The organism is Pseudomonas maioricensis (genome assembly GCF_022790535.1).
Lineage (GTDB): Bacteria > Pseudomonadota > Gammaproteobacteria > Pseudomonadales > Pseudomonadaceae > Aquipseudomonas > Aquipseudomonas maioricensis.
The window spans coordinates 1-11,856 of sequence record NZ_LOHG01000035.1; the positions used below are offsets into that span (position 1 = coordinate 1).

Sequence of the window (11,856 nt, forward strand, 5' to 3'; positions counted from 1 at the left end):
GGTGGGGCAAGAGCCTTTTGCTTACTTTTGGCTGGGCCGGCTTCCGGAACCAAAAGTGACGCGCTGTAAGAGCGCAACCAATATCAGCCATGACCGCTATTACGGATATGTACACAAAAACCACTCAACCACACCCAGCGTGGCAATAAGCTTCGTCTCGGTTAACATGCCCGGCATGAATAAGGCGGTAACCGGACGAACAAGTATGGACACGGCTGTGGCTTTCTCAGGCAGAACTCTGCGCTGCATCGTAGTCGCGGCGCTCATGTGGGCGCACTGCACCGCTGCGTCCGCAGCAGATATTTTGCTGACTGCCGCCAGAACCAGCCCAAGCATCCAGAGCTTTGTGCGCGACCTGAGCCACCGTCGCCCTGGCGACCATGTACGCTTTGTCGAAACCGATAAAATGCCGTCACCCGGCAAAATCTCCGACCACACGCGCCTCGTGCTGCTGGACACGGCAAGCCTGGAATGGCGTTTGGGCGACAGCGAAGGCCCCAGGACGCTGGTACTGCGCGTCAGTCGGGTACAGGCCCACGAACGACTGGGCGAGAAGCGCCCGCCGACGTTGAGCCTGTTATGGAGCGATCCCCCTGTCACGCGCCAGTTGCTCCTGATCCGGCACCTGCTGCCCGAAGCCCGACAAATCGGTGTGCTGTTCAACAACAGAAGCCAGTTCCTGCTCAAAGAACTGCGCCACGCAGCACTGTCCATGGGGTTGCGGATTATTTCCCAGCCCTGGACACCCAGTGCGCAAAACCAGTCACTGCAGAACCTGTTGAGCCGCAGCGATGTATTGTTGGGGCTTGATGACCCGGACCTGTATAACGCAAAAACCGCCAAGAACCTCCTGCTCAGCAGTTATGCCCACCAGCAGGCATTGCTTGGACCTAACGCAGCGTTTGTCAAAGCAGGAAGCCTGGCCAGCACCTACAGCGATGAAATCGACTGGCTGGACACGCTTGACGCACTCCTCGACAAGCCCCCGGAGCAATGGCCACGTGCACAGTATCCACGACGCTTCAAAGTGACGAGTAATCCGCGAGTGGCCCAATCCCTGGGGATCATCGCGATTGACGACGCAGCAGTGACCACACGCCTGAGTCAGGCGGAGCAGCAGCCATGAAAGTTCGTCGCCATTGGGATATCAATACCCGGACACAGATGATCAGTCTCGGACCCGCCCTCCTGCTGACTCTATTGCTGATCTGTTTTTTCACGTTTGTGCGCATTCAGGATCTGCGGCAGGAGCTCAATCATACCGGTCAGTTGATCGCCAACCAGTTGGCACCCGCGTCGGAGTACGGCGTGATCGTCGGAAACGACGAAGTCCTGAAGGGCCTGATGCGCGCAACATTATCGACCCCGCATGTGCGCTTCATAGAAGTACAGGACAGCCATAACAAAGTACTGGTGTACGTCGAGCAGTCCGAAGAGTCGGCCGCCCATCCCAAGCAGGTGGAAATCTTCCAGGCGCCGATTCGTTCACAGCAAATCAAGCTGGGCAAGGACTTCCTCGGCAACCATGAGGATACTGTCAGCGCAGCCCAGGACTATCTGGGCCGGGTGCTGGTGGGTATGTCCAATGAAGCGTTCAGTGAACGTCAACAGGAGATCCTGCTCAAGGCCGCGATTCTCGCGCTGTTCGCCCTGCTGTTCACGTTCATTCTCGCGAGGCGCCTGGCTTCAAGCCTTTCCCAACCCATAAGTGCGATGGGCGAAGCGGTCAAAGCAATTCAGCAAGGTGATTACCGAACCCCATTGCCTGTGCCTGATGACGCAGAACTGGGTGATCTGGCAAGGCATATCAACAATCTCGCGGCTGACCTGGATAAAGCCAGCCACGAGCAACAACGCTTCATTGAACAATTGATCCAGGCGAGAGAAGAAGCAGAGCGCGCCAACCGGGCGAAATCAGACTTTCTGGCAATGATGAGCCATGAGTTGCGCACCCCGATGAATGGCGTACTGGGCATGCTGCAACTGATGGAGACCACGCAAATGACCGAAGAGCAGGCCGAGTACTCGGCACTCGCCACCGAGTCCACCGAGCATTTGCTGCGAGTCATCAACGATATCCTCGACTTTTCCCGGTTTGAGCGGCACTCGCTGGAAATGGAAAATATCCCGTTCAATGTTGCGGAACTGGTCAGTACGTCAAGTCAGGCTTTCAGCCACGATGCGCAGCAACGCAATCTGTCGCTGCGCTTGCACCTCCAACAGGGGCTCGATCAGTTGCGGGTTCAGGGCGACCCGACCCGCATCCGGCAGATTCTGGTCAATCTGATTGGTAATGCCCTTAAATTCACCGAGCAGGGCAGCGTTGATGTTGAAGCCGAGTATGAGTCTCTGGATGAAGGGCGAATTCTGTTTGTGTGTCACGTGCGCGATAGCGGGATCGGCATCCACCATGACCATCTGGAATCCATGTTTGATGCTTTCCAGCAGGCAGACAGCTCGATTTCACGTCGATACGGTGGCACGGGGTTAGGCCTGCCCATCGCCCGCACACTGGCGGAGCGCATGGGAGGAACGCTGCGGGCGCAAAGCACCGAAGGCTCAGGCTCGCTGTTTACCCTGGAAATCCCGATGACGGTGATGCCGGATACAGCCGATGCTCCCGACCGCAGCGATTCGCATATTACGGCTGACGGCGAACACCGCAGCGTCCTGCTGGTGGAGGACAACGAAGTCAACTGCGCGGTCATTCGCGCCATGCTGCACAACCTCGGACACCAGGTCGCAATCGCCCGGGACGGCGCCCAAGCAGTGAGCATGGCTGGCAGTGGGCAATACGCCGCAATTTTCATGGATTGCCGACTGCCGGTCATGGATGGCTACGAAGCCACGCGCCGGATTCGACAGTTGCCGGGGCTCGATCAGGTACCGATCATCGCGCTGACCGCCAATGCCTTGCAAGGTGATCGGGACGCCTGTTTACAGGCGGGGATGAATGACTACCTTGCAAAACCCTTCAAACGTACTGATTTACAGCAGGTTTTACAGCGCTGGATGCCCTTTCGGACATCTGCGACTGGCGATAAATGTTAAATTGCGGCAGTCTTGTAAGCCGAATCGACCATAAGGGTCGGCTGGATGGCAAATTTCAGTGCACAAGTGTACTTTCATTTTCCTTGTGCTGTGACTTTCACTACAACGCAATAGTCTATGAGTAGGCTGACGGCAGCCCCCCTGGCGAGTCAGCCGGCCAGGACTGGCTTCTGGGGCACACGATACCCCACCCTGCCGCACAAGATTATTGAGGAGCTCGCATGACCAAACAAAACGCCTTTACCCGGGAAGACTTGCTGCGCTGCAGTCGCGGTGAGCTGTTCGGCCCAGGTAACGCGCAACTGCCCGCCCCTAATATGCTGATGGTTGATCGCATCACCCATATCAGCGAAGAGGGTGGCAAGTACGGCAAAGGTGAGTTGGTCGCTGAGCTGGATATCAATCCGGACCTGTGGTTCTTCGCATGCCACTTCGAAGGTGATCCGGTGATGCCGGGCTGCCTCGGCCTTGATGCCATGTGGCAACTGGTAGGCTTTTTCCTTGGCTGGCAGGGTCTGCCAGGCCGTGGACGCGCACTGGGTTCGGGCGAAGTAAAGTTCTTCGGCCAGGTCTTGCCGACCGCCAAAAAAGTCACCTATAACATTCAGATCAAACGCGTCCTCAAGGGCAAGCTGAACCTGGCTATCGCTGATGGTTCGGTGACTGTCGACGGTCGCGAGATCTACACCGCCGAAGGCCTTCGCGTCGGCGTCTTCACCTCCACTGACAACTTCTAAGGGTTATCCGCATGCGCCGCGTCGTTATCACTGGTCTGGGCATCGTTTCGTGCTTGGGCAATGACAAAGAGACCGTCTCCGCCAACCTGCGTGCAAGCCGCCCTGGCATCCGTTTCAATCCGGAATATGCCGAAATGGGTCTGCGTAGCCAGGTTTCCGGCTCCATTGACCTCAACCTTGAAGAGCTGATCGATCGCAAGATCTATCGCTTCGTTGGCCACGCGGCAGCCTATGCCTACCTGGCCATGAAAGACGCCATCACTGATTCGGGTCTCACCGAGGAGCAAGTCTCCAACCCGCGTACCGGCCTGATCGCCGGCAGCGGTGGTGCATCAACCCTGAACCAAATGGAAGCGCTGGATATCCTGCGCGAAAAAGGCGTCAAGCGCGTTGGCCCGTACCGCGTTACGCGGACCATGAGCAGCACGGTTTCTGCTTGCCTGGCCACGCCATTCAAGATCAAGGGCTTGAACTACTCCATCGCTTCTGCCTGCGCCACCAGTGCTCACTGCATCGGTACCGCCATGGAACAGATCCAGATGGGTAAACAGGACATCGTGTTTGCCGGCGGTGGTGAAGAAGAGCATTGGAGCCAGTCGTTCCTGTTCGACGCCATGGGCGCACTGTCCAGCAAGCGTAATGATTCGCCGGAACAAGCCTCCCGCGCTTACGACGCCGACCGTGATGGCTTCGTCATCGCTGGCGGTGGCGGCATGGTCGTGGTGGAAGAGCTGGAACACGCTCTGGCCCGCGGCGCCAAGATCTACGCTGAAATCGTTGGCTACGGTGCTACTTCCGACGGCTACGACATGGTTGCTCCGAGCGGCGAAGGCGCCATCCGCTGCATGCAGATGGCCCTGTCCACCGTTGAAGGCCCGATTGACTACCTCAACACTCACGGCACCTCGACTCCGGTCGGCGATGCGAAAGAGATGGAAGGCGTTCGCGAAGTCTTCGCTGGTAAAGCTCCGGCCATCAGCTCCACCAAGAGCCTGTCGGGTCACTCCTTGGGCGCCGCAGGCGTTCACGAAGCGATCTACTGCATGCTGATGATGGAAGGCAACTTCATCGCTGGCTCGGCCAACATCGACGAACTGGATCCGGTTGTCGCTGACATGCCGATCCTGCTCAAGACCCAGGAAAATGCAAAAATCGACCAGGTCATGAGCAACAGCTTCGGCTTCGGTGGCACTAACGCCACGCTGGTCATGAAGCGCTGGCAGGGCAAGTAATCTGCCCAGCTGATAGTTGGTATTGAAAAAGGCGCCTTTCGAGGCGCCTTTTTTGTGGCTAGGCTATGACTTTCAATCTGGCACCCCCCGAGGCCTTCATGTCCGTCATCGTCAGCACCCTGGCCCCACAAGGCTTTCGGCACAAAGTCAGCATCAACGCCGAGCATGAGCTGTACACCGATTTGCCTGTCTCACTTGGCGGTGAATATTCCGCGCCCTCCCCTCATGATTATTTCGATGCCGCGCTGGCCTCCTGCAAGACGCTGACGGTCAAGCTGTACGCCAGCCAGCATGACATTCCACTGACAGGCATCAGCGTCAGTGTCTCTCACGACGACGGTGAAGAGCGCCAGGGCAAATATCGCCTCAACGTACAGCTAACCCTTGAGGGCGACCTCAGCGACCAGCAGCGCACCTTGCTGCATCGCATCGCCGATCGTTGCCCGGTCCATAAATTGATGACCAGCGCCGAAATCAGTATCCAGACAACTTTGGCCTGAACCATCAAGAATACCGAGATAACCACGATGCTTATCATCAAACCCCGCGCCGAAGACGTAGAGGGCCAGCCCATCCTGCGCCCACTGCCCTCGGCAAAATGTCGCAATGTCGGTCCGTTCGTGTTTTTCGACCACATGCTCGAAACCGACTATGCGCCGGGCAAAGGCATCGACATACGCCAGCATCCGCACATAGGCCTGTCGACCCTCACCTATCTGTTTGAAGGCCGTCTATTGCATCGAGACAGCCTGGGTAGCGATCAGATGGTGAACCCGGGTGAAGTGAGCTGGATGACGTCAGGAGCCGCCATCGCTCATATCGAGCGTACGCCAGAAGATTTGTTATCCAGCGGCTCGCGCATGCACGGCCTGCAGGTATGGATCGCGTCGCCTAAAAGCCATGAGCAAGGAGAAGGCCACTACAGCCACCACCCGGCCGGCAACCTGCCACTCAGTGACAACCTCGGCATTCAGATTCGCATGATTGCGGGGAGCGGCTTCTGTCTGAAGTCGCCGGTACCGGTCCTGTCGCCGACGGTTTACGCCGAATTACACCTGCAAACCGCAACCACACTGTTGATCCCGACCGAACATGAAGAGCGGGCGCTGTATGTGCTCTACGGCGAAGCGTCGGTGGACGGCGAAGCGGTGGAACCCAGAACGCTGGTCGTACTTGAGCCCGGGAAAGAAGTGGCTTTATGTGCAGAGAGCGAATGCCACGCTGTGCTGATCGGCGGCGCACCGCTGGATGGCCCTCGGCGCATGAACTGGAATTTCGTCGCCAGTGACCCGGCGCTGATCGAACAGGCCCGGACCCGCTGGGCAGCCGGGGATTGGCCGACAGTGCCCGGGGAGATTGGCAGGATCGAACTGCCATAAAGCAACGGTAGGAGCGAACTTGTTCGCGAGGTTGGGCCTGCGTATTCAGGAACATCGCATCGCGAACAAGTTCGCTCCTACCGTTATTCAGTCTCGCGTGTCAGCCTTTGAACACTTCATCCAGCAGGTTGTGCATCGAAGCAAAGGCGCGTTTCGCGGTCTTTTCGTCGTACTGCATCATGCCGGGGGTCTGCGCGTGCGGATCGGTGAACGAATGCACTGCCCCGCCGTAGCTCAGCAACTGCCAGTCAACGCCTGCCGCATTCATTTCAGCTTCAAAGGCCGGCAATTGTTCTTTTGGCACCAATGGGTCCGAAGCACCGTGAAGCACCAGCACTGAACCCTTGATGTTTTTCGCATCAGCCGGGTTTGGCGTGTCCAGCGTGCCGTGGAACGATACGGCAGCTTTCAGGTTCGCGCCGGTGCGTGCCAACTCCAGAGAACAACAGCCGCCGAAGCAGAAACCGAAAGTGGCGACTTTGTCGGCATCAACCGGTGCGTCAGTCTGGGCTAGCAATTGATCCAGAGCAGCCTGCATACGCTTGCGCAATAAACCACGATCGTCCTTGAGCGGCATCATCGCTGCGCCAGCCTGATCATTGTTCTGCGGCCGAGTGCTCTGGCCATAGAGGTCAGCCAGAAACACGACATAGCCCTGCTCTGCCACCGCCTGTGCGATTTTCTCGGCGCCTTCGGTGACACCCATCCAGTTTGGTGCCATCAACAGACCAGGACGTGAAGACGCGTCACCCGAGTCAAAAACCAGACGGCTCTCGTAAGGCTGGCCGTCAATCTGGTACACCACTGAACGCACAGTAACGTTGCTGCTCATCGTTGACTCCTCAAGTAATGAAAGACAAATGGTTAGAGCACAATCAGAAAACCCGCCGAAGCGGGTTTTCTTTGACTCGGAATATTAAACCGACAACTCGACCAATAACTTGTTCAGACGGCGCACGTAAGCCGCCGGGTCCTTCAAGCTATCACCTGCCGCCAGCGCAGCCTGATCGAACAGGATGTGCGACAGGTCGCCAAACCGCTCTTCGCTTTGCTCGGCGTCCAGCTTGCCGATCAGTGGATGCGCCGGGTTGAATTCGAAGATCGGCTTGGAGTCCGGAACCTTCTGGCCGCTGGCTTCAAGAATCTGCCGCATCTGCAGGCCCAGGTCAGCCTCGCCGATAGCAAGGATCGCCGGGGAGTCAGTCAGACGGTGGGAAACCCGCACTTCGCTGACGGAGTCGCCCAGAGCCGTTTTCAAACGCTCGATGAGACCTTCTTTGTCCTTGGCGATTTCTTCCTGAGCTTTCTTGTCTTCTTCGGAATCAAGCTTGCCCAGGTCCAGATCACCACGTGCCACATCAACAAAACCCTTGCCATCGAAATCGCTGAGGTAGCTCATCAGCCACTCGTCGATACGGTCGGTCAGCAGCAGCACTTCGATGCCTTTCTTGCGGAAGACTTCAAGGTGCGGGCTGTTCTTGACCTGCGCGTAGGTTTCACCGGTGAGGTAGTAAATCTTGTCCTGACCTTCCTTGGCTCGAGCCAGGTATTCAGCCAGAGCAACGGTTTGCTCGCCGCCTTCTTCGTGAGTCGAAGCGAAGCGCAGCAGACCTGCGATTTTTTCCTTGTTGGCGAAATCTTCTGCCGGGCCTTCTTTCATGACCTGACCGAAGTTCTTCCAGAACCCTTTGTATTGCTCAGGCTCGTTTTTCGCCAGTTTCTCCAGCATGTCGAGCACACGCTTGGTCAGCGCGGACTTCATCGAATCGATGATCGGGTCTTTCTGCAGAATTTCACGCGACACGTTCAGCGACAGGTCGTTGGAATCGACCACGCCTTTGACAAAGCGCATGTACAGCGGCAGGAACGACTCAGCCTGATCCATGACGAACACGCGCTGGACGTAGAGTTTCAGGCCGCGAGGAGCTTCACGCTGATACAGATCGAACGGAGCGCGGGCAGGCACGTACAACAGCGAGGTGTATTCCAGCTTGCCTTCAACCTTGTTATGGCTCCAGCTCAGCGGGTTTTCGAAATCGTGGGCGACGTGCTTGTAGAACTCCTGGTATTCCTCGTCTTTCACTTCAGTACGAGGACGGGTCCAGAGGGCACTGGCGCGGTTGACGGTTTCCCACTCGACAGCAGGAGCCTCTTCACCTTCCGCAGCGGCCGATTCTTTTGGCAGCTCGATCGGCAGAGCGATGTGATCAGAGTATTTCTTGATGATGTTGCGCAGACGGTAACCATCTGCGAACTCATCCTCACCACTTTTCAGGTGCAGGACGATGCGGGTACCGCGCTCGGCTTTCTCGACAGTGGCGACTTCGAACTCGCCCTCGCCTTTGGAAGACCAGTGCACGCCTTCGCTGGCAGGTGTACCTGCGCGACGGCTGAATACTTCAACCTGATCGGCAACGATGAATGCCGAATAGAAGCCAACACCGAACTGGCCGATCAGGTGCGAATCTTTTTTCTGATCGCCAGACAGGTTCTTCATGAAATCGGCTGTGCCGGACTTGGCGATGGTACCCAGGTGGGTGATCACATCGTCCCGGTTCATACCGATGCCGTTGTCTTCCAGCGTGACGGTTTTCGCTTCCTTGTCGAAGCTCACGCGAATTTTCAGCTCAGCGCCGCCTTCGAGCAGGTCCGGCTTGGACAGTGCTTCAAAGCGCAGTTTATCGACGGCGTCAGAGGCGTTGGAGATCAACTCGCGAAGGAAGATTTCCTTATTGGAATACAGCGAGTGGATCATGAGGTGCAGCAGCTGCTTTACCTCGGTCTGGAAGCCCAGGGTTTCCTTTTGAGTTTCCACACTCATGGTCATCAAACTCCAATCAGATGGCATAAGCCGCCAGCTACAAGCCAAAACCTGTATCTGGCGGCGGGTTGTCATCAAAGTGGGGGCTGGGTCTCCGATTTCAAGGGCTTACCTGATTCCATCGACAAATCGTCAATTTTTAAATGCGCTCGCACCGTGATAATCAGCTCTACAGCGATGGGAAGCAGCGATCGCAACATGCGTCATCCGCATCGATGTCGAGCGCGCTCACAGGAAGGACAGGTGCGCACTTGCTACGGAAACGCATACCGCCAGCGTCCGGTCCACCTATGATTTTCTCGGAATAAGGCAGCGCCCGCGTGATGCCGTTTGCATACACACCGATCAATTGCAACGCAGATATCTGACAGCGACCAATCCAGAAAGGAAAACGCTCACACGCTCAAACACAGGGCTTTCACTGGTCAGACTGACAACCTCTTTTATATTTTTAGCAAAAGTTAACGTGACACCGCACAGCCCCCGTAATTGTGCGCCCGGCATACACATTCAGTTCAGGAAAAAAAGAGTTGGAACTTAATTTAACGCCCAAGGCTCTTAGGCTCGTAGATATTCAATAAGGAGAAACATCCCATGCGCAATACTTTAGCTTATGCCTTGATCCTCTCTGCCACCCTGGGCCTTGCCGCGTGCGACAAGAAATCCGAGAACACTCAACAAGATGCGAACAAAGCAGCTGAACAGTCTCAGGAGTCCATGCAAAAGGCTCAAGACAAAGTGAATGACGCTGCCAAAGAAAGCCAGGAAGCTGCCCAGAAAAACGCGGAAGCCGCACAAGAGCGCGCCAAAGAATCTGGACAAGCGACTCAGGATCCAGCGACTACCAAGTAAGCCGAAAAGTTTCCCCGACTTTTCAGATAATAAAGCCCGCTATAAGCGGGCTTTATTAGTTGCGAGTTTAATAGCCTCGCCTACCGATACTTTCCAGTGCGTTTATGGCAAGGCCTTAACTATCAGGCCAGTGCCTCGCTACGCTTGCCGATAACCCGATCGCACACAAACGCGACACACAGAACAATCACTGCCGGTATAAGCCACGCCAGCCCTTGCTCGCTCAGAGGCAAATTGCTCAAGGCGTGAGGCAAGTAATCGGTGAACCCGGCGCCTTTGATCGCGTCAATCAGGCCGAACACAAACGCCACCAGCATCACTGGCGCAACAATACGGCCTTGGGAATACCAAAAGCTTTTGCAAAAGCTCAGCGCGACCAGGACGATGCAGGGCGGGTAGATCGCCGTCAGTACCGGGATCGAGAACAGAATTAGCTTGGTCAGCCCAAGATTGGAGACCAGCAACGAGAACGCTGCGAGGATCACCACGAGGGTTTTGTACGACAACGGCAGCACCTTGGCGAAATACTCGGCACAGGCACACGTCAGACCTACCGCAGTGACCAGACAAGCCAACGAAATCAATACCGCGAGGAAACCGCTGCCCAGCGAGCCGAAGGTATGTTGCACGTAAGCATGCAACACCGCCGCACCATTACTCGCCCCTGCCGCGACAGCATGACTGCCAGAGCCGAGACGGAACAGGCTGATATACACCAGCGCCAGCCCAACACCGGCAATCAGACCGGCAATGATCGCGTAGCGAGTGATAAGACGCGGCGACTCGACGCCTCGGGAGCGAATGGCGTTGACGATGACAATGCCGAACACCAGCGCACCCAATGTGTCCATGGTCAGGTAGCCATTGATGAAACCCTGGGAAAATGGCGCGGCAGTATAAGCAGGCTCTGCCACTCCGATATCCCCGGCTGGCAGTACGAATGCCGCAACACCCAGCACGGCCAGCGCGAGGATTTTAAGCGGCGCCAGGAAGCGTCCGACGGTGTCCAGCAAGCGTCCCGGGTAGAGCGAAACCCAGAGGACGATCAGGAAATACACTAGGCTGTAGAGAAACAGCGCTGTGGGGCTATCCCCCGTTAGCGGCGCAAGACCGACTTCGAAGGACACGGTTGCTGTGCGTGGCGTGGCAAACAGCGGGCCTACGGCCAGATAACACACTGCCGCGAGGATACTGCCCGCGATTTTGCCGATTGGGCTGCTGAGCGCATCCATTGCGCCACCGACCCTGGCCAGGGCAATGACGGTCACGACCGGGAGACCTACTGCAGTGACCAGAAAGCCCAAGGCTGCCATCCACACATGCGGACCCGCCTGCAGACCTACGATTGGCGGAAAGATGATATTGCCAGCCCCTACGAACAGGGCAAACGTCATGAAACCCAGTGCCAGGATGTCCTGACCTTTCAACACTTTCATTGAGAAAACCACACTTCAGAATCGGAATTGGAGGGCGACTTCCCGTTGAGTGGGGGAAATTCATGCCGGTCCTTTTAGGACGAGCCGCTGTGCAACGGTTCCTTGTGAGACCCGCGATGCACAAAATGGCGGCTAGCCTAACCAATTTGCGTGTTTATTGCACTAATAGAGGGCGAAGCGGCCGATGAACGCACGGTTGGGGGGCTTGGTTTATCTTGCACCGGTTGTTTTTGTGTACATATCCGTTTTTGGGGTAACGGCTGGTATTGGTTGCGCTTTACAGCGCGTCACTTTCGAAAATCCGGAAGCCGGCCCAGGCGAAAGTAACCAAAGCGCTCTTGCCCCACC

General features: G+C 56.6%; 10 protein-coding genes. 7 read left to right on the forward strand and 3 right to left on the reverse strand.

All coding sequences use genetic code 11. The features are described from left to right. Nucleotides 1–205 precede the first annotated feature (205 nt). From AUC61_RS26170 to AUC61_RS26195, 6 genes are all read left to right on the forward strand, one after another. Nucleotides 206–1,126 (forward strand): ABC transporter substrate-binding protein, encoded by a 921-nt coding sequence (locus tag AUC61_RS26170; RefSeq protein WP_422765756.1) that lies wholly within the window; start codon nt 206–208, stop codon nt 1,124–1,126. Continuing rightward, nucleotides 1,123–3,051 (forward strand): response regulator, encoded by a 1,929-nt coding sequence (locus AUC61_RS26175; protein ID WP_243249151.1) that lies wholly within the window; start codon nt 1,123–1,125, stop codon nt 3,049–3,051. Before AUC61_RS26170 ends, AUC61_RS26175 begins: the two co-directional genes overlap by 4 nt. A 221-nt stretch (nt 3,052–3,272) precedes the next feature. After that, nucleotides 3,273–3,788 (forward strand): 3-hydroxyacyl-[acyl-carrier-protein] dehydratase FabA, encoded by a 516-nt coding sequence (fabA, locus tag AUC61_RS26180; RefSeq protein ID WP_027898655.1) that lies wholly within the window; start codon nt 3,273–3,275, stop codon nt 3,786–3,788. An 11-nt stretch (nt 3,789–3,799) separates the two neighbouring features. Beyond that, on the forward strand, nt 3,800–5,020 hold the full coding sequence (gene fabB / locus AUC61_RS26185; RefSeq protein ID WP_243249152.1) for a beta-ketoacyl-ACP synthase I: 1,221 nt from the start codon (nt 3,800–3,802) through the stop codon (nt 5,018–5,020). Between the two features lie 98 nt (nt 5,021–5,118). Beyond that, on the forward strand, nt 5,119–5,520 hold the full coding sequence (locus AUC61_RS26190; protein ID WP_243249161.1) for an OsmC family protein: 402 nt from the start codon (nt 5,119–5,121) through the stop codon (nt 5,518–5,520). Nucleotides 5,521–5,538: 18 nt separating this feature from the next. Next, nucleotides 5,539–6,399: a pirin family protein gene (locus tag AUC61_RS26195; RefSeq protein WP_243249179.1), complete on the forward strand. Its 861-nt coding sequence runs from the start codon at nt 5,539–5,541 to the stop codon at nt 6,397–6,399. Between the two features lie 100 nt (nt 6,400–6,499). On the opposite strand, the gene AUC61_RS26200 is transcribed toward AUC61_RS26195, so the two are convergent. After that, nucleotides 6,500–7,231: a dienelactone hydrolase family protein gene (locus tag AUC61_RS26200; protein ID WP_243249163.1), complete on the reverse strand. Its 732-nt coding sequence runs from the start codon at nt 7,229–7,231 to the stop codon at nt 6,500–6,502. An 84-nt stretch (nt 7,232–7,315) separates the two neighbouring features. Further along, the gene (gene htpG / locus AUC61_RS26205) at nt 7,316–9,220 is read right to left on the reverse strand and encodes a molecular chaperone HtpG (protein WP_243249171.1); all 1,905 of its coding nucleotides are present in this window, start codon (nt 9,218–9,220) and stop codon (nt 7,316–7,318) included. Nucleotides 9,221–9,814: 594 nt separating this feature from the next. Between htpG and AUC61_RS26210 the strand changes: the two genes are divergently transcribed. Next, entirely contained in the window at nt 9,815–10,072 is a 258-nt protein-coding gene (locus tag AUC61_RS26210; protein WP_243249174.1) for a hypothetical protein, read from the forward strand. Between the two features lie 122 nt (nt 10,073–10,194). Here the strand turns inward: AUC61_RS26210 and brnQ are convergent, their stop codons facing one another. Continuing rightward, a complete protein-coding gene (gene brnQ, locus AUC61_RS26215; protein ID WP_243249175.1) occupies nt 10,195–11,508 on the reverse strand; it encodes a branched-chain amino acid transport system II carrier protein in 1,314 nt (437 codons plus the stop codon). Between the last annotated feature and the right edge of the window lie 348 nt (nt 11,509–11,856).

Excerpts from the sequence above, each read along its gene's own strand:
- AUC61_RS26170 (WP_422765756.1), top strand. The coding sequence starts at position 206 with ATGGACACGGCTGTGGCTTTCTCAGGCAGAACTCTGCGCTGCATCGTA.
- AUC61_RS26175 (WP_243249151.1), top strand. The coding sequence starts at position 1,123 with ATGAAAGTTCGTCGCCATTGGGATATCAATACCCGGACACAGATGATC.
- fabA (WP_027898655.1), top strand. The coding sequence starts at position 3,273 with ATGACCAAACAAAACGCCTTTACCCGGGAAGACTTGCTGCGCTGCAGT.
- fabB (WP_243249152.1), top strand. The coding sequence starts at position 3,800 with ATGCGCCGCGTCGTTATCACTGGTCTGGGCATCGTTTCGTGCTTGGGC.
- AUC61_RS26190 (WP_243249161.1), top strand. The coding sequence starts at position 5,119 with ATGTCCGTCATCGTCAGCACCCTGGCCCCACAAGGCTTTCGGCACAAA.
- AUC61_RS26200 (WP_243249163.1), bottom strand. The coding sequence starts at position 7,231 with ATGAGCAGCAACGTTACTGTGCGTTCAGTGGTGTACCAGATTGACGGC.
- htpG (WP_243249171.1), bottom strand. The coding sequence starts at position 9,220 with ATGAGTGTGGAAACTCAAAAGGAAACCCTGGGCTTCCAGACCGAGGTA.
- AUC61_RS26210 (WP_243249174.1), top strand. The coding sequence starts at position 9,815 with ATGCGCAATACTTTAGCTTATGCCTTGATCCTCTCTGCCACCCTGGGC.
- brnQ (WP_243249175.1), bottom strand. The coding sequence starts at position 11,508 with ATGAAAGTGTTGAAAGGTCAGGACATCCTGGCACTGGGTTTCATGACG.